At 70.6% G+C, this 25,090-nt stretch carries 19 protein-coding genes, 1 tRNA gene and 1 other RNA gene; 16 read left to right on the forward strand and 5 right to left on the reverse strand.

Annotation, left to right across the window (positions count from 1 at the left end; translation table 11 throughout):
- The first annotated feature begins 118 nt into the window (after window positions 1–118).
- The 5 genes from rnpB to D9R14_RS10595 all read left to right on the forward strand — a co-directional run bounded on the left by rnpB (window position 119) and on the right by D9R14_RS10595 (window position 5,109).
- An RNA gene (gene rnpB, locus D9R14_RS10575) (RNase P RNA component class A) lies at window positions 119–487 on the forward strand.
- Between the two features lie 106 nt (window positions 488–593).
- Window positions 594–2,456 carry a hypothetical protein gene (locus tag D9R14_RS10580; RefSeq protein WP_147453003.1) on the forward strand — a complete coding sequence of 621 codons (1,863 nt, stop codon included), beginning with the start codon at window positions 594–596 and terminating at the stop codon, window positions 2,454–2,456.
- A 239-nt stretch (window positions 2,457–2,695) separates the two neighbouring features.
- Window positions 2,696–3,385: an SDR family NAD(P)-dependent oxidoreductase gene (locus tag D9R14_RS10585; protein WP_245420709.1), complete on the forward strand. Its 690-nt coding sequence runs from the start codon at window positions 2,696–2,698 to the stop codon at window positions 3,383–3,385.
- A gap of 30 nt (window positions 3,386–3,415) precedes the next feature.
- The gene (locus tag D9R14_RS10590) at window positions 3,416–4,537 is read left to right on the forward strand and encodes an iron-containing alcohol dehydrogenase (RefSeq protein WP_121623293.1); all 1,122 of its coding nucleotides are present in this window, start codon (window positions 3,416–3,418) and stop codon (window positions 4,535–4,537) included.
- Between the two features lie 17 nt (window positions 4,538–4,554).
- Window positions 4,555–5,109: a 2,4'-dihydroxyacetophenone dioxygenase family protein gene (locus D9R14_RS10595; RefSeq protein WP_121623294.1), complete on the forward strand. Its 555-nt coding sequence runs from the start codon at window positions 4,555–4,557 to the stop codon at window positions 5,107–5,109.
- Between the two features lie 31 nt (window positions 5,110–5,140).
- Here D9R14_RS10595 and D9R14_RS10600 read toward each other — a convergent pair whose 3' ends face one another.
- Window positions 5,141–5,827 carry an arylesterase gene (locus D9R14_RS10600; protein ID WP_121623295.1) on the reverse strand — a complete coding sequence of 229 codons (687 nt, stop codon included), beginning with the start codon at window positions 5,825–5,827 and terminating at the stop codon, window positions 5,141–5,143.
- Window positions 5,828–5,933: 106 nt separating this feature from the next.
- Between D9R14_RS10600 and D9R14_RS10605 the strand changes: the two genes are divergently transcribed.
- The 8 genes from D9R14_RS10605 to D9R14_RS23110 all read left to right on the forward strand — a co-directional run bounded on the left by D9R14_RS10605 (window position 5,934) and on the right by D9R14_RS23110 (window position 15,009).
- Window positions 5,934–6,638 (forward strand): ABC transporter ATP-binding protein, encoded by a 705-nt coding sequence (locus D9R14_RS10605; RefSeq protein WP_121623383.1) that lies wholly within the window; start codon window positions 5,934–5,936, stop codon window positions 6,636–6,638.
- Entirely contained in the window at window positions 6,635–9,199 is a 2,565-nt protein-coding gene (locus tag D9R14_RS10610) for an ABC transporter permease (protein WP_121623296.1), read from the forward strand. Before D9R14_RS10605 ends, D9R14_RS10610 begins: the two co-directional genes overlap by 4 nt.
- A gap of 120 nt (window positions 9,200–9,319) precedes the next feature.
- Complete coding sequence (locus D9R14_RS10615; protein ID WP_121623384.1) at window positions 9,320–10,672, forward strand: DUF3422 family protein; 1,353 nt, start codon at window positions 9,320–9,322, stop codon at window positions 10,670–10,672.
- A gap of 165 nt (window positions 10,673–10,837) precedes the next feature.
- Window positions 10,838–11,485 carry an MBL fold metallo-hydrolase gene (locus tag D9R14_RS10620; RefSeq protein WP_121623297.1) on the forward strand — a complete coding sequence of 216 codons (648 nt, stop codon included), beginning with the start codon at window positions 10,838–10,840 and terminating at the stop codon, window positions 11,483–11,485.
- Between the two features lie 8 nt (window positions 11,486–11,493).
- A complete protein-coding gene (locus D9R14_RS10625) occupies window positions 11,494–12,192 on the forward strand; it encodes a DUF1045 domain-containing protein (RefSeq protein WP_245420710.1) in 699 nt (232 codons plus the stop codon).
- 65 nt (window positions 12,193–12,257) lie between these two features.
- Entirely contained in the window at window positions 12,258–13,271 is a 1,014-nt protein-coding gene (locus tag D9R14_RS10630; protein ID WP_121623299.1) for a KpsF/GutQ family sugar-phosphate isomerase, read from the forward strand.
- Between the two features lie 143 nt (window positions 13,272–13,414).
- Window positions 13,415–13,705, forward strand: a complete 291-nt coding sequence (locus D9R14_RS10635; protein ID WP_121623300.1) for a GIY-YIG nuclease family protein — start codon at window positions 13,415–13,417, stop codon at window positions 13,703–13,705.
- Between the two features lie 515 nt (window positions 13,706–14,220).
- Window positions 14,221–15,009 (forward strand): PD-(D/E)XK nuclease domain-containing protein, encoded by a 789-nt coding sequence (locus tag D9R14_RS23110; protein ID WP_170168574.1) that lies wholly within the window; start codon window positions 14,221–14,223, stop codon window positions 15,007–15,009.
- 49 nt (window positions 15,010–15,058) lie between these two features.
- On the opposite strand, the gene ettA is transcribed toward D9R14_RS23110, so the two are convergent.
- Entirely contained in the window at window positions 15,059–16,714 is a 1,656-nt protein-coding gene (gene ettA / locus D9R14_RS10645) for an energy-dependent translational throttle protein EttA (protein ID WP_121623301.1), read from the reverse strand.
- A 356-nt stretch (window positions 16,715–17,070) separates the two neighbouring features.
- Between ettA and D9R14_RS10650 the strand changes: the two genes are divergently transcribed.
- Together D9R14_RS10650 and D9R14_RS10655 are read left to right on the forward strand one after the other, a co-directional pair.
- Window positions 17,071–17,145 (forward strand) — tRNA-Gly (locus tag D9R14_RS10650).
- 387 nt (window positions 17,146–17,532) lie between these two features.
- Complete coding sequence (locus D9R14_RS10655; RefSeq protein WP_121623302.1) at window positions 17,533–17,919, forward strand: hypothetical protein; 387 nt, start codon at window positions 17,533–17,535, stop codon at window positions 17,917–17,919.
- 136 nt (window positions 17,920–18,055) lie between these two features.
- Here D9R14_RS10655 and D9R14_RS10660 read toward each other — a convergent pair whose 3' ends face one another.
- The 3 genes from D9R14_RS10660 to D9R14_RS10670 are packed head-to-tail and all read right to left on the reverse strand — an operon-like array spanning window position 18,056 to window position 23,835.
- Window positions 18,056–18,856, reverse strand: a complete 801-nt coding sequence (locus D9R14_RS10660) for a DsbA family protein (protein WP_121623303.1) — start codon at window positions 18,854–18,856, stop codon at window positions 18,056–18,058.
- Window positions 18,857–18,864: 8 nt separating this feature from the next.
- Window positions 18,865–22,539 carry an NHL repeat-containing protein gene (locus D9R14_RS10665; RefSeq protein WP_121623304.1) on the reverse strand — a complete coding sequence of 1,225 codons (3,675 nt, stop codon included), beginning with the start codon at window positions 22,537–22,539 and terminating at the stop codon, window positions 18,865–18,867.
- Window positions 22,540–22,542: 3 nt separating this feature from the next.
- Window positions 22,543–23,835, reverse strand: a complete 1,293-nt coding sequence (locus D9R14_RS10670) for a hypothetical protein (protein WP_121623305.1) — start codon at window positions 23,833–23,835, stop codon at window positions 22,543–22,545.
- Window positions 23,836–24,129: 294 nt separating this feature from the next.
- On the opposite strand from D9R14_RS10670, the gene D9R14_RS10675 reads away from it, so the two are divergent.
- A complete protein-coding gene (locus tag D9R14_RS10675; RefSeq protein WP_147453004.1) occupies window positions 24,130–24,915 on the forward strand; it encodes a helix-turn-helix transcriptional regulator in 786 nt (261 codons plus the stop codon).
- Window positions 24,916–25,090: the final 175 nt, after the last annotated feature.

The raw sequence follows: 25,090 nt of genomic DNA on the forward strand, positions 1-25,090 counted from the left end.
AACATCGGCGCAAGTGGGAAGACTGCGGCCTCGAGCGGGGTACACGAAAGTTCCGGGAGGGGCAAAGGGCGGCCGCGGACTTGACGCGGCGCGTCGCCATCCCCATTGCTGCGCGACACCAGCCGGCCGGGCGGCCGCGGCATCTCGATGTCGAGGAAAGTCCGGGCTCCACGGAGACACGGTGCCGGATAACGTCCGGCGGGGGCGACCCCAGGGAAAGTGCCACAGAAATCAAACCACCCGTGCGTGCACGGGCCAGGGTGAAACGGTGGGGTAAAAGCCCACCGCGCGACCGGCAACGGAAGCGGCACGGCAAACCCCACCGGGAGCAAAGTCGAATAGGGACGGCACGGGAAACCAGCCCCGCCTCCGGGGTGCCGTCCGGGTTGACTGCCAGAGGCGCCGGGCAACCGGCGTCCCAGAGGAATGGCCGCCACGCGGGCGCAAGCCCGCCGTACAGAACCCGGCTTACAGGCCGGCTGGTGCTCCCTCGTTGCTCCACCCCGGCGCCCGGCGCCGGATGCAGCGTGGCTTGGCAGCAACTTTTGATTGTGATTTAAATTTATACAATCAATTGTGCCGGGGGCGGTCCCATGAGCGACACTGCGGGCGCGGGCGATACTGCGGGCGCCATGCCCGTGTTCCGGATCGGGCTCGTGATGGCGGGCGCGGTCTCCGCCGGCGCCTATACGGCGGGCGTGGTCGACTTCCTCCTGGAGGCGCTGGACGCCATCGAGGATGTGCGCGCCGGGCTGGACCGAAGCGACCTGAAAGCCGGGTTCGACGACGAGACGGAGCTGGTGGCGCCGCCCTACCGCGCCGAGATCGGCGCCATGTCGGGCACCTCGGCCGGCGCCATGGTCACGGCCATCACGACCGCCGTGCTCAACACCCGCATTCCGCCTGTGACCGGCGAGACCACGCCGGGCGAGACCACGGGCAACCCGCTCTACGACTGCTGGGTCGAGCAGATCCACATCGACAAGCTGCTGTCGACCGACGACCTGGAGGGCGACAGCCCTCTGCGCTCGATCCTGAACTCGAAGCCCCTGGACGCCATCGTCGCCGGGGCGCTGCCCTATGCCGACCGTGTGGACCATCCGCGCGCCTATGTGCAGGATCATCTTCCGGTCTACATGTGCGTCGGCAACATGCGCGGCGTCGCCTATTCGCTCCGCCTCGAGGGCGTCGGTGCGGAAAGCGGCCACCAGATGACCTTGCACGCCGACCATCTCGCCTTCGAGATCGACAAGGCGGGCGGCGCTCACGTGCCCAGCGACCGGATCCCGCTGAACCCCGGCCCAGGCGCCAGCGCCACTGACGGATGGCAGCTCTTCGGGCAGGCCTGCCTCGCGAGCGGGGCCTTTCCGATCGGCCTTGCGCCGCGGCTGCTCAACCGCGATTTCTCCGACTATTTCCGCCGCGAATGGTTCATTCCCAATGCGGTGACAGGCATGGTTCGGCGCAAGGACGGCGCCGGACATCCCCTTGAGCCGGACGACAGCCCGGCATCCTGGACGTTCGCGAGCGGAGCCCTCCAGGCGTTGCCCCCGCTCTATACGCCCACAGCGTTCGGCAATGAGGGCCGCTATCCGTTCATCTGCGTCGACGGCGGCGTCTTCAACAACGAGCCGCTGGAGCTGTGCCGGCGGGCGCTGTCGAACGGCGCGCGCCATCCGCGCGACCCGCGCGCCGCGAACGCGGCGGTGCTGATGATCGACCCGTTCCCCGATCTGGCCGAGCCGCCCGACGCCTTCGATCCCGCGGCGATGGGCTCCTTGATCGGCGTCGCGGGCCGGCTTTTCGGCGTGCTGATCGCGCAATCGCGCTTCAAGCCGGAGGAACTGGCGCTGGTGCGCGACGAGAACGTGGCGAGCCGTTTCGCCATCCTGCCATCCCGGCGCCACCCCGATCCGAAGGACGACCGCGCCATGTCGCCCGCCATCGCCAGCGGCGGCGTGAACGCCTTCGGCGGTTTCCTGTCGCGCGCGTTCCGCCACCACGACTACATGCTGGGCCGCCGCAACTGCCAGCGCTTCCTCAAAACCAGCTTCGTGCTGCCGGCCGATCGCGAAGCCGGCGACCTCAATCCCATCGTCGCGCCGTGGCTCGACGATCCGAGGCACGTCCAGTTCCTGGACGACTACACCCTCGACGATCGGACGGTGAAGGCGCTACCCATCATCCCGCTTCTGGGCAAGCTGGCGAGCCGCCACTACACCGCCATGCCGCCCTGGCCCGCGACGCCGGACGACCTCGACCTCGCGGCGCTCAGTGCCAAGGTGAAGGCCAGGCTCGACAAAGTGGCGCCCAGGCTGATCGATACCCTGGAACTTCCTCGTGGATGGTGTATGGGCGCCCGTGCTGCGTACGGCTTGGGCAGATCCAAGCTCGTCAATTGGGTGATGAGCCAGATTCGGACCAGCCTCGCCGCATCGGGTCTTCGCCCGCGCTGAGCGTCCGCCGTCCTGGCGCGGCGCCGCGATGCGAGCAGCCCGCCGCAGCCTCTTCACGTCCGCCGCGAACCGACGCATGCTAGGGGCACAATGCGCCGTCCCCGTTCCTCCTGCCGCCGCCCTCGGGTCCGGCGCCGCGAGGGAGCAGCATGAGGGATGCGCCCCACACCGGAACCGGGTGGGAATATAGGGATGGAGCGGCGGTTTCCATGGACGGCCTAATCGATTTAAGCGGGCGCGTGGCGGTCATTACGGGCGGCGGGACGGGGATGGGGCTCGCCTGCGCGCGCCATTTCCTCGCCGAGGGATGCCGGGTCGTGGCTCTCGGGCGCGACAGCGAGGCGCGCATCGACGACCCGAAATTCACCTTCCTGGACCTCGACGTCACAGACCACGAGGCGATCGCCCGGCTCGCCACCCGGCTGCCGGGCGTGGACGTCCTGGTCAATGCCGCCGGGATCATCCTGCACGACATGGAGGAGTTCTCCCCGGCCGGGTTCCGGAAGGTGATCGAGGTCAATCTGGGCGGCGCGCAGGCCGTCACCATGGCCCTGCGCGATGCGCTTCGGCTCAGGCGCGGCAGCGTGGTCAACGTCGCCTCCATGTGGTCGTTCTTCGGCTCGGGCCGCAACCCGGCCTATGCGGCGAGCAAGGGCGCCATCGTGCAGCTCACCCGTTCGTTCGCGGTCGCCTTCGCCGGCGACGGCATCCGCGTGAACGCGGTGGCGCCGGGCTGGATCCGCACCCGCCTGTCCGCCGGCGCCATGAACGACCCGGAGCGCCGCGCCGCCATCACCGCGCGCATCCCGCTCGGCTATTGGGGCGAGCCCGACGACGTGGCGGGCGTGGTGGGCTTCCTCGCCTCGCCGGCCGCGCGCTACATCACCGGCGCCGTGCTGCCGGTGGACGGCGGCTATTCCATCGCCTGACGCAGGTCGCCAGACACGGGAGCAACGCCCATGCGCAATCTCAAGGTCCTCGGCGCGCCGAGCCTCTACGTGCAGGGTCCGGGCGCGCTCGGCGAACTCGGCGCGCTGATCGCGGCGCATCTGGTCCCCGATGCGCCGCGCCGGGTGCTTCTGGTCACCGACGCGCTGATGGCGCCGACGCTTGGCGGACGCATCGCGCCGCTCCTGGAAGCGCAGGGCCTCGCCTTCTCCACGCTGTCGTTCGAGGGCGATGTCACGCAGACCACCGCCCAGCGCCTCGCCCGCGCGGCGCGCGCCTTCGCGCCCGACCTCGTGGTGGCGGCGGGCGGCGGCAAGGGCGTCGACATGGGCAAGGCGGTGGCCCATGCACTCGGTCTGCGCCTCGTCACCCTGCCCACCGCCGCCTCGCAGGACGGCGCCACCAGCCGGGTGTTCGTGCTCTATGACGACGGCCACCGGCTGGCGCGGGTGGACCGCCTGGCGCGCAATCCCGAGATCGTGCTGGTGGACACGCAGATTCTCGCCGCCGCGCCGGCGGCGCTGCTGGTCTCCGGCATCGGCGACGCGCTGGTGAAGCGCTTCGAGGCCGCCCAGTGCGTCGGTGCGGACGGCCCCAACATGTTCGGCGCGCGGGCGACGCTCGCCGCCTCCGCGCTCGCCGAGCTGTGCGACCGGGTGCTGCGCGCCCATGCGGTGGACGCGCTCGCCGCCGCCGAGGCCAAGACGCCCGACGCGGCGTTCGAGAAGGTGGTGGAGGCGTGCTTCCTGCTCGCCGGCCTCGGCTTCGAGGGCGCCGGCCTGTCCATCGCCCACGCCATGACGCGCGGCCTCACCGCGGTGCCGGAGACCTCAGGCGCGCTGCACGGCTGCCAGGTTGCCTATGCGCTGCTGGTGCAGTTCCTCCTGGAGCGGCGCTCCAAGGACTTCATGCACGAGCAGTTCTCGTTCTACCGCAAGGTGGGCCTGCCCATCTGCCTGAAGGACTTCGGCGTCGCCGCGCCGCGCGCGGACCTGCTCGGCACCATCGCGCGCCTGACCCACGACGCGCCCCACACCCGCAACTTCGAGCGCGCGCTCACGGCTGAGGACATCGCCGACGCCATGGAGCGGCTCGAAGGCCTGAGCGTCATCGCCCCCGCCCGCGCCGCCTGACTGAACGGAGACACGCCATGGCCCTGCCGGACCTCGCCAGCCGCCCCAAGACGCCGGAAAGCGCCGATCAGGCGCGCATTCCCTATCGCCACCCCCAGCCCAAGGAGAGCCCGCCGGAGATCGTCATCCCGAGCGTGATCCCCGAGGATGACCGGGTCTGGGTGCCGCAGCAGCCGAACGTGTGGTTCCGCCCGCTGTGCCTGTCGGCGACGCGCGGCTACTGGGTGAACCTGCTGAAGGTGCGCAAGTCCGGCGTGCTCTCGCGCCACCGCCACCCCCAGCCGGTGCACGGCTATGTGCTGAAGGGCTCCTGGCGCTACCTGGAGCACGACTGGGTGGCGCAGGAGGGCGGCTATGTCTACGAGGCGCCGGGCGAGACCCACACGCTGGTGGTGGACGCGCACGTGGAGGAGATGATCACCCTGTTCCAGGTGAACGGGGCGATGATCTACGTGGACCCGGACGGCGCCGTGATGGGCTACGAGGACGTGTTCACCAAGATCGACCTGTGCCGGCGCCACTACGCCGAGGCGGGCCTCGGCGCCGACTTCGTGGACCAGTTCATCCGCTGAGAAGCGCCCCCTGAGCGCGGGCGGGGGACGGCTATCTGCCCGCCCCGCCTTTCGCCTTCACCTGGGCGATCAGCTCCTCCACCTTCGGCAGGATGCCGGCGACGATGGCCGCCACGCCGCGCGTGTTGGGATGCAGGCCGTCGGGCTGGTTCAGCGCCCGGTCGCCCGCCACCGTGTCGAGGAAGAACGGATAGAGCAGCACCCCCTCCTGCGCCGCGATCTCCGGGAACAGCGGATCGAACCGCGCGGCATAGTCCGCGCCGAGGTTCGGCGCCGCCCGCATGCCGGCGAGCAGGACCGAGATGTCCTTCGCCTTCAGGCGGCGCACGATCTCGGTCAAGGCGCGCCGGGTGCCGTCCGGATTCTGGCCGCGCAGCATGTCGTTGGCGCCCAATTCGACGATCACCGCGTCGGTGCCGGGCGGGATCGACCAGTCGAGCCGCATCAGCCCCTGGGGCGCGGTCTCGCCGGAGACGCCGGCATTGACGATCTCCACCTCGTAGCCCTTGGCGCGCAGCGCCGCCTCCAGCTGCGCCGGGAAGGCCTGGGTCTTGGGCAGGCCGAGCCCCTCGGTCAGGCTGTCGCCGAACGCGACGATGCGGATCGGCCGCGCGGCGGCTTCTGACGCGAACGTGAACAGCGCGGTGAGCGCCGCAAGCGCCACCGCCAGCGCTGGCGCGGCTAACTTCCGCAGCGTCGCCGTCTCGGCCTGCGGCATCGGCGCCGCGTTCCCTCGGCCGGCGAATGGTGCTTTGGTGGCGCAAGGGATCTCTGGGGGCAGGATCCTCCCCGCTGCCTCAGGATTCTTGCTCGCCGCGATGCGCATGGACGACATAGCCACTCCTTCTCCCATCCTCTCCCTATCGCATATCGATCTCTATCTCGGCACCGGGCCGGCGCGCGTCCATGTGCTGAAGGACGTGAGCGTCGCCGTCAGGCCGGGCGAGGCGGTGGGCCTCGTCGGCGCCTCGGGCTCCGGCAAGTCGACCCTGCTGATGGTCATGGCCGGCCTGGAACGGGCGGACGCCGGCACCGTGGAGGTCGCCGGCACCCGCCTCACCGGCCTCGACGAGGACGCGCTGGCGCGCTTCCGCGGACGGCATGTGGGGATCGTGTTCCAGTCCTTCCACCTCATCCCCACCATGACCGCGCTGGAGAACGTCGCCGTGCCGCTGGAGCTGGCCGGCCGCGCCGACGCGTTCGCGCGGGCGGCGCGGGAGCTGGAGGCGGTCGGCCTCGGCGCGCGCGGATCGCATTATCCCGCGCAGCTGTCCGGCGGCGAGCAGCAGCGCGTGGCGCTCGCCCGCGCGCTCGCCCCCGAGCCGCAGATCCTCCTGGCGGACGAGCCCACCGGCAATCTCGACGAGGCGACCGGCCGGCAGATCATGGACCTCATCTTCGCCGCCCAGCGCGCGCGCGGCATGACGCTGGTCATCGTCACCCACGACGCGGACCTCGCCGCCCGCTGCGGCCGGGTGGTGCGCCTGCGCTCCGGCGTGGTGGTGCCCGAGACGGCCGAGGTGACATGAGCGCGCCCGCCGGCCGCGCCGCCGCGCGTTCCCTGATGCCCGCCGCGATCGCCTTCGCCCTGCGCGAGCTGCGCGGGGCGCGGCAGGGCTTCACCGTGTTCCTGCTGTGCCTCGCGCTCGGCGTCGCCGCCATAGCCGGCATCGGCTCGTTCGCCCGCGCCCTCACCGAGGGGCTGGACCGGGAGGGGCGCTCCATCCTCGGCGGCGATGCGTCCTTCACGCTCACCCAGCGCGAGGCGAGCGAGATGGAGCTGGGCTTCCTCTCCGGCCACGGCGAGGTGAACCGCGTGGCGACGCTGCGTGCCATGGCGCGCACGGCGGCGGGGGACGCCGCGCTCGCCGAGCTGAAGGCCGTTGACCCGAATTATCCGCTGGCCGGCCAATTGGAGCTGTCGCCGCCGCAGCCGCCCGGCACGCTGTTCGCGCCAGGCCGCGGCCTGCCCGGCGCGGCCGCCGAGCCGGCGCTGCTCGGCCGGCTCGGTCTGAAGATCGGCGACCAGGTGAAGCTCGGCGACGCCACGTTCGAGATCCGCGCCGAACTGGTCTCGGAGCCGGACAAGCTCTCCGCCGGCATCGGCCTCGGCCCGCGCCTCATCATCTCGGCCGGCGACCTTCCTGCCACCGGCCTGATCCAGCCGGGCAGCCTCGTGCGCTGGAGCTACCGCGTGCTGCTGCCGGACGCCGCGCCCGCCGCGCTCGACGCCCTGATGGAGGCCGCCCACGCGCGCTTCGACGATGCCGGCTTCGAGATGCGCACGCGCCACGGCGCGACCCCGCAGCTGGAGCGGAGCATGGGCCGCATCGGCCAGTTCCTCACCCTCGTGGCGCTCACCGCGCTGCTGGTGGGCGGGGTGGGCATCGCCAATGCGGTATCGAGCCATCTTTCCGCCAAGCGCGCCACCATCGCCACGCTGAAGGCGCTCGGCGCCACCCGCGCCCAGGTGTTCGCCGCCTATGGCATCGAGATGGCCGTCATCGCCGCCATCGGCATTGCCGCCGGGCTCGCGGTGGGCGCCGCCATCCCGTTCGCCGGCGCGGCGGCGCTGTCCGCCGTCATCCCCTATCCGGTGGCGCCGCGGCTCGATTTGGCGACGCTCGGCCTCGCCACGCTCTACGGCCTGCTGGTGGCGGGCCTGTTCACGGTGCTGCCGCTGGCGCGGGCGCAGGAGACGCCGGCCGCGATGCTGTTCCGCGACACCACGGGCGAAGCCGGCCCGCGTTTGCCGCGCCGGCCTCTGATCGCGGCGGCGCTCCTCGGGCTCGGCCTCGTCGCCCTCGCGCTCGCCACCGCCGTGGACCTGCGCGCGGCCGCCATCTTCATCGCCGCCGCCGCGGGCGTGTTCGCGCTGCTGCGGCTGGTGGGCGCGGGCCTCGTGGCGCTGGCGCGGCGCCTGCCGCGGCCGCGCGCGGTGGTGCCGCGCCTCGCGCTCGCCAACATCCACCGGCCGGGCGCCCTCACGCCCACCGTGGTGCTCTCGCTCGGGCTCGGCCTGTCGCTGATGGTGGCGATCGGCCTCATCGACCGCTCGCTCACCCAGGAACTGGCCGGCCCGGTGCAGGAAGAGGCGCCGAGCTTCTTCTTCGTCGACGTGCCGAGCACCGAAGAGGACGCCTTCGCGCGCTTCATCGCCGCTCGGGCGCCGGGTGCGGCACTGCGCGCGGTGCCCATGCTGCGCGGGCGCATCCTGTCGCTCAACGGCGTGCCGGCGGATGCGGTGCGGCCCTCGGCGGATGCCGCCTGGGTGCTGCAGAGCGACCGCGGCATCACCTTCTCAGCCACGCTGCCGGAAGGCTCGCGCCTCGCGGAGGGCACGTGGTGGGATGCGAACGAGAGCGCGCCGCTGGTCTCGTTCGACGCCAAAATCGCGGCCGGCCTCGGCCTCAAGGTGGGCGACAGCGTGAGCGTCAACGTGCTCGGCCGCGTCATCACCGCCCGCATCGCCAACCTGCGCGAGGTGAAGTGGGAGCGGCTCGGCATCAACTTCGTCATGGTGTTCTCCCCCGCGACCTTCGCCGGCGCGCCCCATTCCATGCTGGCGACCCTCACCTTTCCCGGCGGTGCCGACGCGGCGGGGGAAATCGCGCTGCTGAACCAGGTCGCCGCCGCCTGGCCGGCGATCACCGTGGTGCGCGTGAAGGAGACGCTGGAGGAGGCCCGGCGGATGGTGGAGAACCTCTCCCTCGGCATCCGCGCGGCGAGCCTCGTCACGCTGCTCACCTCGCTGCTGGTGCTCTCCGGCGCGCTGGCGGCTGGCCAGCAGCGGCGGGTCTACGAGGCGGTGATCCTGAAGACGCTCGGGGCGACGCGGGCGCGGCTCATCGCCGCCTTCGCGCTGGAATATGCCGGCATCGGCCTCGCCACCGCTTTGGTGGCGGTGGCGGCCGGCAGCCTCGCCGCCTACGGCGTCGCGGTGTTCGTGATGGAGATCGGCTTCACCTTCTCGGCCACGGTTGCCTTCGGCGCCGCGCTCGGGGCGCTGGTGGTGACGGTCTCGCTCGGCCTCCTCGCGACGCTGAGGGCGCTCAGTGCGCCGCCGGCGCGCGTGCTGCGGCATCTGTGACGCGGGCCTGTGTGAGGGCGTCTATGACGCAGCCTGCTGCGACCAAGAAGGTCAGCCCTGCGCCTTGATCGGACCCGCATGGCGTGCAAGCACCGTGAGGAGAAGATCGGGATCATCCTCATGGACCAGCAGGCGGCGGCATCGGCGGACCTCGTCATCGGCGAGGGGCGGCTTCTGTCCGCCCATCCGCTCAGGGCGGCGGTGCTGGGCGAGCTGCATGCCCGCCCGTTCGTGCCGGCGCAGACGCCGCGGCGCTTCCTGCATGCCGGCTTCCTCCTGGACGCCGCCGCCGCCCAGAAGGACCGCGCCGCCATCGCCGAGCTGTGCGCCTCGCGCGGCATGCCCGCGCCGGCACCGGGCGCCAAGCACCATTCGGTGTCGTTCGGCGGCGCGAACCTGCGCTGGGAGAGCCACGCGGAATTCTGCACCTACACCTGGGACATGCCGTGCCCGGAGATCGTGCCCGGCGGGCTGCCGTTCCAGCCGCCGGCGGTGACGCTGGCAAGCCCGTTCGGCGAGGTGCCCCAGCCCGGCCCGCTGCTGGTGGCGGTGGACCTCCACCTCGTGACCGACACCGCCGAGGACTTCCTGCTCGACAAGGTGTTCGACCGCGCCAGCCTTGCCCGCTCGGACGTGGGCGACGGCCAGGCCGAGATCGCCACCGACTTCATGGCCGACCCCTCCGGCTTCGTTCGCATCCTGGTGCGCGACCGGGGCCTGGGCGCCGAGGCGGCCGGCGCGCTGGTGCAGCGCCTGCTGGAGGTCGAGACCTATCGCACGCTCGCGCTGCTCGGGCTGCCGGAGGCGCAGCGTCTGTCTCCCGTTATCTCGCGCATCGAGGGCCGCCTCGCCGGCGCGGCCAAGGAGATGACGCTGACCGAGGGCCTCGCGGCCAATAACGAATTGCTGGACGAACTGGTGGCGCTCGCCTCCGAGATCGAGGCCGGGGCCACCGCCTCGCTGTTCCGCTTCGGCGCCAGCCGCGCTTACATGGAGATCGTGCGGCTGCGCCTTGCCGCGATCCGCGAGGTGGCGGTGCCGGGCTTTCCCACCTGGCAGCAATTCCTCGACCGCCGCATGGCCCCCGCCATGCGCACCTGCTTCGCGGTGGAGGACCGGCAGGAGAAGATCGCGGGCAAGCTCGCCAACGCCGCTGACCTGCTGCGCACCCGCGTGGACGTGGAGCTGGAGCAGCAGAACCGCGACCTGCTGAGCGCCATGAACGAGCGGACCCGCCTGCAATTGCGCCTCCAGCGCACGGTGGAGGGGCTCTCGGTCGCCGCCATCTCCTATTACGTGGTCAGCCTCGTCCACCATGTGTTCGCCGGCATCCACGAGAGCGGCATCGACGCCCGCCTCACCGGCCTCCATCTCGACGTGGGGCTGCTCACCGCGCTGTCCGTGCCGGTGGCGGTGCTGGGGGTCTGGTCGGTGGTGCGCCGCATCCGCAGCGCGCACGGCGACGACGACTGACCCAGCGTCATGCGGGCACCGGCGCAAAGGCACATTGCCGCAGAGCGCGGATGCGCGCCGGCGCGGGACACCCTATCTAGGACGGGACGGCCGCGCAGCGGCCCCCTCCTTCCGCCCGGCCTGCCTTCAAGGCGCGCCAGGGCCAGCCATTCCCAAGGACCCGCCATGGACCAGCAGCCCATCCAGATCGCCATCGTGCCCGTCACGCCGTTCCAGCAGAACGCCTCCATCGTCTGGTGCACCAGCACCATGAAGGGCGCGGTGGTGGACCCCGGCGGCGACCTCGACAAGATCCGCGCCGCTATCGCCGAGACCGGCGCCGAGATCGAGAAGATCGTGCTCACCCACGGCCATGTGGACCATGCCGCCGGCGCCGCCGAGCTGGCGGAGAGCCTGAACGTGCCGGTGGAAGGCCCGCACGCGGCCGACCAGTTCATCATCGACGGCATCCCCGACATGGCCGCGAAGTACGGCATCGCCGGCGCCCGCGCGGTGACGCCGGACCGCTACATGGTGGAGGGCGACACGCTCAAGGTGGGCGACCTCGACTTCGAGGTGCTGCACGTGCCCGGCCACACGCCCGGCCACCTCGTCTATGTCTACAAGCCGGCCGGCATCGCCATCGTCGGCGACACGCTGTTCCGCGGCTCGGTCGGGCGCACCGACTTTCCCTATGGCAGCCATGACGCGCTGATCTCCGGCATCGTCGAGAAGCTGCTGCCGCTCGGCGACGCCACCGTGTGCCTGCCGGGGCACGGGCCGCTCACCAGCATCGGCGACGAGCGGGCGTCCAACCCGTTCCTGCCGCGTTGAGCCGGCCCGTGCGCTACGCGGTCTATCTCGCCCCCGCCGCCGACAGCGCCTTGTGGCGCTTCGGGTGCGCCATCCTCGGCCGCGACGCCGAGACCGGCGCCGAGCCGGCGCCTCCCGACCTCGCCGGCTTCGACGCCGAGCGCTGGCGCGAGATCACCGCGGAGCCGCGCCGCTACGGCTTCCACGGCACGCTGAAGGCGCCGTTCAGCCTCAAGCCGGGCCTCGACGAGGCGGCCTTGCTTGAGGCGGTGGCGGCGGTGGCGGCGGAGCACCGACCGTTCGAGCTGCCGCCGCTGGCGGTGTCGGCGATCGGCCGCTTCGTGGCGCTCACCCCTCAGGTCGCCGTGCCGACGCTCGACGACATTGCCGCCTGCGTGGTGACCGACCTCGACCCGCTGCGCGCGCCGCTGACCGACGGGGAGCGTGCGCGCCGCAGGCCGCACCTCTTGAGCCCGCGCCAGGTGGAACTGCTCGACACCTGCGGCTACCCCTACGTGCTGGAGGAGTTCCGCTTCCACATGACGCTGACCGGCCCGCTGGGCGAGGCCGAGCAGGGGCACGCGCTGAACGCGCTGGCCGACGCCTTCGCCGCCTCCGGGGCGCGGGTGCCGGCCGAGATCACCGACCTCGCGGTGTTCGCGGAGCCGGCGCGGGGCGCGCCGTTCCGCCTGATCCAGCGCATGCCGCTGGGCGTCGCGGTGGATTGATACCCCGCGCGTGCGGGCCGCGCCGCCTCCCCTTCCTGCCCGAACGGTGCTATCGAGGAGCGACCATGCGTCCCAAGGCTCACTCAGCTCCGGCAGACCCCGTGCCGCACATCCATTCCGCCTCGGTCGTTTCCGCGCTCGCCACGGTGGAGGCCGAGCAGGCGGGCCTCGCCGCGCTCAAGACCGCGCTGGAGGGCCCGCTCGGACCCGCCTTCGAGGTGGCGGTGGCGACGATCCAGAACGCCCGCGGCCGGGTGGTCGTCACCGGCATGGGCAAGAGCGGGCATGTGGGGCGCAAGATCGCCGCCACGCTCGCCTCCACCGGCACGCCGGCCCATTACGTCCATCCCGCCGAGGCGAGCCACGGCGACCTCGGCATGATCACTGCCGACGACGTGATCGTCGCCCTCTCCTGGTCCGGCGAGACCGTGGAGCTGCGCGACCTCGTCGACTATTCGCGGCGCTTCGACGTGCCGCTCATCGCCTTCACCTCGAACCCCGAGAGCGCGCTCGCCACCAGCGCCAGCGTGGTGCTGGCGCTGCCGATCGCGCCCGAGGCCTGCCCGCACGGGCTCGCGCCCACCACCTCCACTTTGATGCAGCTCGCGCTCGGCGACGCGCTGGCGGTGGCGCTGCTGCAGAACCGCGGCTTCACCGCGCTCGACTTCCGCCAGCTCCACCCCGGCGGCAAGCTGGGCGCCAGCCTGAAGTTCGTGCGCGACGTGATGCGCGGCGGCGACGCGGTGCCGCTGGTCGGCGGCGACACGCGGATGGGCGAGGCGCTGGTGGAGATGAGCGCCAAGGGCCTTGGCTGCGTCGGCGTGGTGGGCGAAGACGGCCGGCTGCTCGGCATCGTCACCGACGGCGACCTGCGCCGGCACATGTCCAACGACCTGACCGCCCGCGCCGCGCGCGAGATCATGACGCCGGCGCCCAAGACCGTGCGGCCGGACCAGCTCGCCTCCGAGGCGCTGCTGCTGCTGAACTCGAAGGCGATCACCGCGCTCCTGGTGGTGGAGGACGGCAAGCCGGTGGGCGTGCTCCACATCCACGACCTGCTGCGCACCGGCATCGCCTGAGGGCGGCCGGGTTCTGAAGCGCTTTCGGCGGCCTTTTGCGCTGGGCCCCGGCTCTCCTTCCACTGCGCTGACGCTCCGTTGCAGTCGGCCGGGGCGCGGGGGACAGGCATCGCGCGCAATCCTGCGTTGCGCTATCGTCGGCCATGTCCGGCTTCGCCGTCTACATCCTTGCGAGTGGCCGCAACGGGACGCTCTATGTGGGCGTCACGAACGACCTTGCCCGCCGCCTGTTCGAGCATCGCTCCGGCGCCGTGCCCGGCTTCACGCGGGAGTACGGGGTACATCTCCTCGTGCACGTGGACCTGTTCGACGACCTCGACGCCGCCCGCGCCCATGAGCGCCGCCTGAAGAAATGGCACCGCGACTGGAAGCTGGCGCTGATCGAGCGCGACAATCCCGACTGGCGCGACCTCGCCGATGACTGGTTCAGCTAACTCCGTTCCCCGGACCAGCGACGGCGCAGCCGGAGCGCCGATCCGGGGTCCAGGGGAAAGTCCCGCGCAGCGGGCAAAACCTTTCGGCCGCCGGTTTCAGAAGCGCCTTCGGCGGCCTTTTGCGCTGGGCCCCGGCTCTCCTTCCACTACGCTGACGCTCCGTTGCAGTCGGCCGGGGCGCGAGGGCGGGGCAGGCCAGCGACCGTCCTCTCGAACTATTCACCGTGCGACGGCGCTCCTTTGGCCGTTCCCCGGACCGGCGACGGCGCAGACGGAGTGTCGATCCGGGGTCCAGCGCAGAACGTCCGCGCAGCGGGCGAGACCTTCAGGCTGCCGGTTTCAGCAGCGCCTGCGGCGGCCTTTTTTTGCGCTGGGCCCCGGCTCTCCTTCCACTGCGCTGCCGCTTCGTTGCAGTCGGCCGGGGCGCGGGGGCTTGCGGATGGGGGAGAAGGTGGCAAGCTGGGGCGGTGCGCCTATGTCTACGCATCCGCAACAGGTCAGGGATTTAGAGTAAAATGAATAGGGATAAGGCTATTCAAATCATAGAGCGACAGAAAGCGTTCATATCTGAGCTTAGAGGCTGCTCCCGAAACGATCAGAATTTCATCAAATGGAAGCGCGACACAGAAGTTGCATTGGAGAAGATTTTTGGCGTGAAAAGTCGAAATGTAAGTGAATTTTCAGATATTGGCTTCAGTCCATCGGTATTTTCTATTCCTGTAGAAGAAAAACAAATCAGAAGTGCATATAATAAGGGGATGCAAAAAGCTGAGGCCATTCTCTCATCAATATTAGATGAAATAATAAATTATGGAACAGGAATCGATAATTATGAAACTGAAGTGAATGCTATATCGACAATCGAACGAATTTGTCTAAAATTTCACGCGGTCGCTAGGCAGCTACGCGCCAGACATTCCAATCGTCAAACGTTGGAAATCGAAGATGAGTATGATGTACAAGATTTAATGCATGCTCTTCTAAAGATAAATTTTGACGATATTCGACCAGAAGAATGGACCCCCAGCAACTCGGGAGGCTCGGCACGAGTCGACTTTCTCTTGAAAAAAGAAAAGATTGTAATTGAAATAAAAAAGACGCGCACCTCGCTGAAGCCAAGCGAGATTGGGGCTCAGTTATTGGTCGACATTGCGCGATATCGACAGCACCCAGATTGTGAACTTCTATTTTGCTTTATATATGATCCGGAAGGAATAATTGGGAACCCGATCGGGTTCGAGCGCGATCTTGAAAATTCGGGTTCAGACCTGAAGGTTCGCACGATCGTCGGGCCGAAAGGTTAGATCACAGGCCGTACATGCTGGTTAGTGAGAGGGGCTGCAGCCCCTCCCCTCACCTCGAAAACTTCTTATACTGAATCCGCTTCGGGATGACGCTGTCGGTCCCCAGCCGCCGCTTCTTGTCTTCCTCGTAGTCCGCGAAATTGCCCTCGAACCATTCCACGTGGCTGTCGCCCTCGAAGGCGAGCATGTGGGTGGCGATGCGGTCCAGGAAGAAGCGGTCATGGGAGATGATGACGGCGCAGCCGGCGTAGTCCTCCAGCGCCTCTTCCAGGGCGCGCAGGGTGTCCACGTCGAGGTCGTTGGTGGGCTCGTCGAGGAGCAGCACGTTGCCGCCGCGCTGGAGCACCTTGGCGAGGTGGACGCGGTTGCGCTCGCCGCCGGAGAGCATGCCCACCTTCTTCTGCTGGTCGCCGCCCTTGAAGTTGAAGGCCGCGCAATAGGCGCGCGAGGGGATCTCTTTCTTGCCGACGTAGATCACCTCGTTGCCGTCGGAGATTTCCTCCCACACGGTCTTCTTGTCGTCGAGCGCGTCGCGGCTCTGGTCCACATAGCCGAGCTTGACCGAATCGCCGATGGCGATGGTGCCGCCGTCCGGCTTTTCCTGCCCCGTGATCATGCGGAACAGCGTGGTCTTGCCCGCGCCGTTCGGCCCGATGACGCCGACGATGCCGCCGGGCGGCAGCTTGAAGGAGAGGTCGTCGATGAGCATCTTCTCGCCGAACGCCTTGCTCAGGTGGTCGAAGGCGATGACGTTCTGCCCGAGGCGCTCGGCCACGGGGATGACGATCTGGGTGGCGGAGGGCTGGCGCTCGGAGGCGCGCTGCAGCAGCTCCTCGTAGCGCTGGATGCGCGCCTTGTTCTTGGCCTGCCGCGCCTTGGGCGAGGCGCCGATCCACTCCTGCTCGCGGGCGAGGGCGCGCTGGCGCGCCTCGTCCTCGCGGCCCTCCTGGTGCAGGCGCTTCTGCTTCTGGCCGAGCCAGGAGGAGTAGTTGCCCTCGTAGGGAATGCCGCGGCCGCGATCGAGCTCCAGGATCCAGCCGGTGACATTGTCGAGGAAGTAGCGGTCGTGGGTGACGATCAGGATCGCGCCCGGATAGGTGCGCAGGTGGCCTTCCAGCCAGTTCACCGTCTCGGCGTCGAGATGGTTGGTGGGCTCGTCGAGCAGCAGCAGCTCCGGCTGCTCCAGCAGCAGGCGGCACAGCGCGACGCGGCGGCGCTCGCCGCCGGAGAGGCGCGTCACCTCCCAGTCGTCCGGCGGGCAGCCGAGGGCATTCATCGCCTGCTCGACCTTGCTGTCGAGGTCCCACAGGCCCTGCGCCTCGATCTCGTCCTGGAGCCGGGTCATCTCGTCCGCGGTTTCGTCCGAGTAGTTCATGGCGAGTTCGTTGTAGCGCTCCAGGATGGCCTTCTGCTTGGCCACCCCGTCCTCAACGTTCTGCCGCACGTTCTTGGTGGCATCGAGCGCCGGCTCCTGCGGCAGGTAGCCCACGCGCACGCCCTCGGCGGGCCGCGCCTCGCCGGAAAAATCCTTGTCGATGCCGGCCATGATGCGCAGCAAGGTCGACTTTCCGGCGCCGTTGTTGCCGAGCACGCCGATCTTGGCGTCCGGGTAGAAGGAGAGGTGCACGTTGTCGAGCACCTTCTTGCCGCCCGGATAGGTCTTGGTCATGCCGTGCATGTGGAAGGCGTACTGATAGGGGGCCATGGGCCGCCGTCTCCTGGAAAAGGGATGCGGGAAAGTTGCCGCTTTCTAGCCTCCGCCGATGGCACCGGCAAGGCGGCGCCGGCCGACCGGCCAGCCGGCCTGCGGCCAGACCACGCGCGGCCGCCGAAGGCCCTTCGCCAAAGGCCGGGGCCGAAGGACGTCGCGGATCAAGAGTGCCCGGCGGCGGCGGGTGGCGCGGGACCCGTCACGCCGAGGCGCGCCTGCCGGGCGGCGGGGACGCCGGGGCAGGGCGGGAGCGCCTGTGCACAGGGGGCGCAGAAAGCCTGTTGCAATCCCCTCCGGCTTTTGGCATAGACACGCACCTGCCGCGCGGGACACCGCGAGAGGCGATGGATGCGGGTGTAGCTCAGGGGTAGAGCACAACCTTGCCAAGGTTGGGGTCGAGGGTTCGAATCCCTTCGCCCGCTCCAAATTTTCCCAATAAAATCTGATAGTTAGCAAGCGCCCTTCGGGGCGTTTTTGGATCGAGCGTGCTTCACCAGGCTGAAGAATCGGCGCCGTCTGGCCACCCGCTACCAACACCGCCGACAGCCACGGCTTCGTCCTCGGTGACGCCCTGCGTCATCCCGTTGTTTAAAGACTACGCTCCGGCCCGGAACACCGCAACTTGACCGTGACCATACAGGATCGAAGCCGGCGTTCGGCCCGTCCGTGCGCCGGCTGGATACTCGATCGAGCTCTCGACGACCTGCCTTGTGCCTGTAAAGATCAGCACGTCGGTCGCGGAAGCGCTCGCCTGTGCCAGATATGCTGATGTCACCGGCGCGACGCGGGCCTGTACAGCAGGGATGAGCCTCATGGCGTACATCATTGCGATAGCCGTCATCGGCATCCTCCTTCTGCAATGGAGCGGCGCCATTCCCATGGATAGCGTCGGCGGCGCGCTCGTCATCGGCGCGGCTGTTCTTGCCGGTGCGCTGGCCGTCGCGCTCTACGAGGCCTGGAGCCGGAAGCGGGGCGTGCTCGGCTGGATCGTGAACATCCTCGTCGCATGCGCGGGCATGCTGCTGGCCGCGCCCCTCGGCGGAGCGGTGATGGCGCTGCTCCTCGCCCCGCTCATGAACGGCGCATCCTCGCTGGCCGCCGCGGGCGGCGCCCCGATGGCGATCGCGCTCGCGGGCCAGATGGCCATCGCACTGCTCGGCTCGTGGGGCGCGCTGGCGCTGGTGAACCGGTGGCGGTGACGATCCGGCGCCAGCCTACCGGCGGCTCGCGGCGAGAATGAGCGATGATGAGTACATTGTAGAAGCCGAACGGTTGTGGCGGATGGCCAGTCCGACGCGAACCCGTCTCTGCGGAGCGCGCCGGCCGCTCCCGCCTTCAGCGCCCGGCCTCGGCGCGGGCGGCGCGGATACGGTCCTTGAGGGCGGCAAGGCCGATGGCGCCCGGCACCACCGCATTCCCCACCACATAGGCGGGCGTGCCGGCGATGCCCAGCGCGGCGGCGAGTCGGCGCGATTCCGTCAGCGTCGCGTCCACCTCCGCGCTCGCCATGTCGCGCTCGATCCGCGCGGGTTCGAGGCCGGCCGCCGTCGCGGCCGCCAGCGCCCGCTCGCGCGAGACGCCGCGCTCGGCCATCAGCGCCCGATGGAAGGCGAGGTATTTCGCGCCGCTCGGATCCTGCATCCGCACCGCCACCGCCACCCGCGCCGCCTCGGTCGAGGTCGGCCCGAGCACGGGCAGTTCCTTGAGCACGAAGCGGATGCCCGGGTCCTCGCCGATGAGCGCCACCATGTCGGCGAGCGCGCGTTTGCAGTAGCCGCAATTGTAATCCATGAACTCGACCACGGTGACATCGCCCTCGGGATTGCCGAGCGTCACCTGGTGCGGCGAGGCGAACAGCGCGGCCGCATTGGCGCGGATCGCCGGCGCCTTCTCCGCGGTCGCCTGGCGGCGGCTGCGCAGCAGCGCCTCGATGGCATCCTGCAGCACCTGCGGGTTGCGCGTCAGATAGTCCTTCACCACGCCCTCCACCACCTCGGGATGGCGCGCGAGATACTCTTTCACGATGGCCTCCACCCGCGCGCGCTCTTTCTCGGCGGGCTCGGCGCGGGCGGTCGCGGGCCATGCCGCGCAGCAGACGGCGAGAGCGAACAGGAGGGAGCGGAGCGGCATCGTCATCGCGATCCTCATTGCCGGGGCGGGCGCGCGTCCGGCGGCGTGGTGGGTTTCGGTTTCGGCTTCACCTGGGGGTTCCCCTGCTGGGTCACCGGTTTCTGAGGCCGCGGGGGCGTCGGCGCGCCGCGCTGCGGGCGGACCACGTTCTGCCGCTCGGCCGCCGGCCGCTGGGTCTGCGGCCGGACCGTGGCGGGGCCGCGCTCCTGCGGCGGACGCCGCTGGCGCCCGGGATCGGGCACCGCCTGCTCGGTGTTCGTCCGGCCGGTGGGCGGCCGCCGGCCCGGCGGCACCTGGGCGGGCGGCGGCGGAACCCGCCCCGGCGGCGGGACATAGAGCGGCGGTGGCCGATTGGCCGGCGGCACATACAGCGGCGGCACGTAGGGCGGCAGCCCCTGGAGCGGCGGCACGATCACCGGCGGCCGGGTGGCACCGCGGCAGCGGCCGTCGCGCGTCACCCGCCCCGCCGGGCAGCACGCGCCGTCGCCGAGCGGCGCGAAGCCCTGCGGGCAGGTCTGCTGGCGATTGAAGATCGGCTCGGCCGGGCAGCGCTGGCTTTGCTGGTCGACGAGCTGGGCGCAGCAGCGCGGCGCCCCGGCCCCGTCCTTGTAGACGTGGGAATCCTCGCAGCAGGCGCCATCCACCATGGTCTTGCGCAGGCCGCAGGACTGGGCGGGCACGCAGCTCATCCGGTTCCGCGGGTCGGGCTGCTGGCCGGCCGGGCAGCACTGGCCCACCGACGTCACCTGCCCGGCCGCGCAGCAGATGCCGCCGGCGACCGGCACCTGGCCGGGCGCGCAGCAATAGCTCCCGCCCGGCGTTCCGCCGCCGGGCGGGGTGCCGCCGGGCGGTGTTCCCGGCGTCTTGGCGGGGCCGCACTGGGCGTTGCCGGGACCGGACGGCGCCTGGCCGGCGGGGCAGCACTGGCCGGTGGCGGTGAGCTGGCTGGCGAGGCAGCAGGCGCCGCCGGCGGCGGTGTATCCCGCGGGGCAGCAGTTCGGATCGGAGGAGCCGCACTGGGGCTGTGCCGTATCGCCGCCAAGCGGCCCGCAGACGCCGTTCACCACCTTTCCGGCGCAGCAGGCGGTGGCGCCCTTGGCGTCGGCATAGACCTTGGCCGGATCGCAGCAGGCCGGGCCGGAGCCGACCGGAACCTTGCCGCCCGTGCACAGGGACGCGGCGCAGCTTCCCCCCGGCTTCAGGTCGCCGGGCGCGCAGCACTTGCCGCCCATCATTTTCCCAGGTGGCGGGCAGGCCGCGAGCTTGCACTGCCCGCCTGCTTCGGCGGACTGGCCGGGCGGGCAGCAGCCTCCGGCCGCATTGGGCGACCAGCCGGCGGCGCAGCAGGCGCCGTCCTTCCCGAGCTGGCCGGGCGGACAGGCGGTCTTGGGCGGCACCTTGCTGCAGACGCCGGTGGCGGGATCGGGCTTGAGGCCCGGCAGGCAGGCGGTGGTGACCTTCTTGCACAGGCCGGTCTTGGGGTCGGCAACCGCCCCCTTGGGGCAGCCGGCGCCGGGCGCGCACTGGCCCGAAGCGCCCTGCGCCTTGGCTCCCGGCGGGCAGGGATTGAACGTGATCTCGGTGGTGCACTGTCCGGTCTTCGGATCGAACAGCGCCCCCGCCGGGCAGCACTGTCCGGTGCCGGTGACGAGCGATCCCGGCGCGCAGCATTGGGTGGACGGCCAGGCGGTGCCATCGGCACAGAGCGCATGGCATTGCTGGTCGATCGGGCTGAGCTGCTGGCCGGGGGGGCACTGGCCCTGTCCCGGTGTCGGCTGGCAGATGGTGCCGACGCCGGGCACGGCCTGCTTCGCGAAGCCGGCCGGGCACACCGGCGCGCTCAGCACCGGCGACGCCTCGACGCAGCCGAGGATGCCCTTGCCCGGTTTCGGCGCCTTGCCGCCGATGCATGCGAGCTTGGCGGGATTGCCCGCCTCATAGGTCGCCGCATCGAAGCCCAGGCCGCACAATTGCTGGCTCTTCGGGTCCATGGCGCCGTTCGGGCAGAACGGCGAGCACTGGCCGTTGGGGCCCGGCGCGGTGCCCTTGGGGCAGCACTGGATGCCGGGCTTCTGCTGGTCCGGCGGGCAGGAGAGGTCGGGCTGCGGCGGGAGCGGGACCGGGATGCCGCCCCACCAGGCCAGCATCCAGCCGGGCAGCATCCAGCCGCCCCGGAGCGCCGGCCCGCACACCCGCCAGATGGCCATGTCGCCCATCCAGCCGGCGCGTGGAGGCGCGTCGAAGCGGTCGTCGAAATCGATGAAGGCGCTGCGCAGCGGCGGCGCATTCAGCGGCCGCACCCGCCACACGTCGTTGCCCTGGAGCCCATCCACCTCCAGCGGCCCGGTCGCGGCGAGGCGTGCGGCGACGGCCGGGTCGGACGCCGCGCGCAGGCGCTCGCCGGTGGTCCACAGGAAGCCGCCGCAGCTCCAGCGGTCGAGGAGGCCCGTGCGGTCGTGGTCGTAGCCGATGGCGGCGCCGCCATTGCCGTTGGTGAGCGCGCCGGGAAAGCCCACCGCATAGCTGTCGGGCTCCGGCTGCCAGGCCCGCGCAAGGCCCGGATAGCGCGCGTACAGCGCGTAGCGCAGCACCCGGCCGGTGCCGGGAAAGGCGAGCGCCTGGAAATCGTAGGCTCCGGTCGGCGCCGGCCGCTCGGCGAGGATCATCCGCCCCTGGTCGTCGAACGTGATCTTGGAGATCTCCGACGGCGCATCGCCCGGCGGGACGCTCAGTTCGCGCGTCGGGGACCGATCGGGACCGGAGAGCGCGATGGACCACACCTCAAGGCCCGCGGCGACCGCGTAATAGAGCCGGCCCTGGCGGATGCCGAGGCCGAACACGCGCCGCTCCGGCGCCGCATAGCCCCAGGTCGACGGCTGGGTGCTGTCGAAGGCGGGGCTGGCGATGTCCGAGCGGCCGGCCGGATCGTAGGCCACCGGCGCGAGCCCGGCGGCCGCGCGGCCCTCGGTGCCGTGGTCATAGCCCCCCAGCAGCGCGCCATCCAAGCCGTAGCGCAGGATGAAGCCGGTCTCCCGGTCGGCCACATAGAGCGTGTCGGTCTCGCCGTCGAAGGCGAGGCCGCCGAGCGCCGCGCCGCCATTGGCGCGCCCGGCCTGGCCGACCGTGGCGAACAGCGTGACGGCGCCGGTGACGCCGTCGATCCGCCAGATGGAGCCCGGGCCGCCGCCTGGCGCTGCCGCGCCCCACAGGCCCGGCATGAAGCCGGCGGACGGCCCGCCCTGCCGTGCGCGCGCCGGCGCCCCGTTCGAACCGGGGGCAATGAGCGGCAGGCCATAGGCCGAAGTGGCGGCGGCATAGATGTTCGGCGGCACGGCATTGTCGAGCGCGACGGCGAACACCTGGCCGATCTGGCGGGCCGTGAAGGTGAAGGGCTTCGGCGCCGGGACGAACTGCCCGGCTGGCCGCCCGCCGAGGTCGGCGAGGTCGACGACGCGCAAAGACGGGCCGAACAGGTCGATCACGGTGGTGTCGGCCGGGTCGGCTCCCGGCGGCACCAGTGTGGGACGGAAGACGCCCGAGAACCCGGCGACCGCCGCCTCGCCGGGCGCGAGCACGCCCGGCGGCAAAGGCTGGGCGGCGGCGGGGCCGGCCAGGGTGAGGAGCGCGGCGAGCAGCGCAGCGCCGCCGCGCAAGGCTTTCAGACACAGGAGGAGGGAGGGGCGCTTCATGGCTCACAGCCCCTTCGGCATCTGCTTGGGGAGCTTCGGCGGCAGCAGCGGCCCCTTGGGCGGCAGCTTGGGCGCGCCGGGCTTGCCCAGCACCGAAACGCAGCTCTGGCCGTTGGCATCGGGCTTCATGCCGAAGGGACAGCAGGTCCCGCAGGCGGTCGCCTGCGTGGCGGCGCAGCACGTTCCCCCTTCCAGCATGAGTTGGCTGGGATCGGCGCAGGGCGTGACGCATGTGTCGCCGACCCGCGTCTGGCCCTGCGGGCATCCGCAGGTGCAGGTGCAGGACTTCGTGTCCTTCGAGACCAGGACCAGATTGTTGGGGCAGTCGCAGTTGCACGGCTTCGGACAGGTGCCGTCCGCGTTCACCGGCAGGCCGGTATCGTTGCAGGTGCACATGTAGCCGGCGCCGCCCGCCCCGCCGACCGCCGTGGTCCCGGCGGGACAGGCGCAGTGGAGGTAGCGGTAGCAATCGCCGTCGCCGAGATTGTACCAGCTCATCTGCTGCATGGCGGCGGGGCAGTAGCAATAGGTGCCGCTGCCGCTGCGCAGCAGTCCGTCCGAGTAGCAGACGTCGCCCTCGCAGGTGAAGCCGGCGACGAACTCGCCCTTCATCGGCCCGGCGTAGTAACGCTCGTTGCACATGCCGACGTCGCCAACCCAGCCGGTGCCCTGGTTCCAGAGCTCGAACGCGCTGTTGGGATCGTCGCTGGAGGGGTCCAGCCGGCAGTCCACCAGCTGCGGCGGCGCCGGCGGCGTGCCCGTGCAGGACGGGAACTCGTCCGGCAGCAAGTCGTGCGCGAGGTCCTGAAGCTCGCACAGCGCGCCTTTGAAGCATTCGCCGATCTCGCCCGCGACGGCGTCCGGCCCGTCCCAGGTCACCACCGAGCAGGCGCAGTCCATGGTGGCGAGCGCGAGGTTCGCATCGGCGGCGGATTCGCTGAGTTTCGAGAAGTAGGGAAGCTCCGCCTGGAGCGTGTTCTGGAGTGATTGAGGCAGATAGCTCCAGTAGTTGGAAAGCTTTTCCTGATCGTCCTTGAAATCTTCCTTCAGCCCGCTCACGCCGCTGCAGAACGACTTGCCCTCCGGCGTCTGGATCGCGCCGGCGAGGAAGGCGGTGAGCGCATAGAAGGCGGGATTGGAAAGCTGGGCCGCGCATTCGGTCGGCGCGTTCTGGAACGTGTCCTTGGTGGCGTTCCACAGGTCGTCGAGGCTGCAGCCGGCCCGTGCCGGCGCCGCCAGCATGCCGAGCGCCAGAATGGCCACCGCGCCCGCACCGGCAAGGTGCGCCAGGAGCATGCGAAGGCGGGAATGGAAGTAGGGGCTGCGGGCAGGACCGCCATGGTGTCCCAGCGCGCACGCAACCGTCGGACGGACCCGCCGCAGGACCCGCACGCAATGCTCTGCCAACCGCATGGCGATCTCGCCACCCTGCCCGTGCGGAAGGCCACCCGACTTCTGGACTGCCGCTGACTTCATCTAGCATTTTCGCACGGCAGACGTCTTCGCCGGCGGCGCACACCGCTGTGCGCCGATTGCCAATTTCCGGCGTGAGGACTAGCGTTTGCGGCGGTGGGTGTGACGGTTGCGGCCATGACCTCCGATCGGGGCGATTCAGGACAAGGCGGCGCCGAGACGGTGCCGCTGGGGCATGGCTTTTCCGCCGCCATCTTCATCGAGGCCGGGGGCGGGGCATTGCCGCGCCGGGATCTGGGGGATCGCGAGGGCGAGGCGATCCTGGTCGGCGCCTTCAGGGTGACGATGAATGAGGCGCCCGAGGCTCCGGCGCCGTCGGGCGGCGGCGCCTGCGTGCTCGGCCTCCACGCGCCCACCCATGTCCTGCGCGACTGCGGCATCGACATCTCCCGGCTGACGGCTGCGCCGGTCGTGGTGAAGGACGGCGAGGCCCTGCGCATGCTCGTGGCCTATCTGGACCTGATGCGGGCGGGCGGCGGGTCCGCGTCGGCGCCCCTGGCGGCCTGCGCCAGCCGGCACATTGCCGATCTTCTTTCGCTTGCGGTGGGCAGCACCCCGCCGGCGCGCGCGCCCGGCACCGGCCGCATGCGGGCGGACCGGCTGGGCGCGATCCGGACCGCCATTGCCGGCCACGCCCACCTGCCGGGCTATTCCATCGAGGAGGCGGGACAGGCGCTGGCGCTCTCGCCGCGCTACATCCAGCGTCTGCTGCACGAGGACGGAACGACCTTCAGCGAACTGATGACGGAACAGCGCCTGGCGATGGCCTGCCGCGCCCTTGCCGACACGCGCGACAGCCTTGCGGATATCGCGTTCCGGTGCGGCTTCGGCGATCTCTCGGTGTTCTACCGGGCCTTCAAGCGCAAGTTCGGCACATCGCCCGGCCGGTTCCGCCGCCTGTAGGGGGCGGCGCCGCCGATGCCGGTCGCGCCGTTCGCCTTCGGCCGCGGCCAGGCGCGCCGTCAGCGTCGAGACGTATGCGCGCTTTCGTATCAGGAGGGTTCGACGAAGCGAGCCCCGGCAACGTGTGGCGGCCGGGACGGCATGCCTTCACGTCAGTGCCGGCAGCGCGGGCGGA

The organism is Xanthobacter tagetidis (assembly GCF_003667445.1).
GTDB lineage: Bacteria > Pseudomonadota > Alphaproteobacteria > Rhizobiales > Xanthobacteraceae > Xanthobacter > Xanthobacter tagetidis.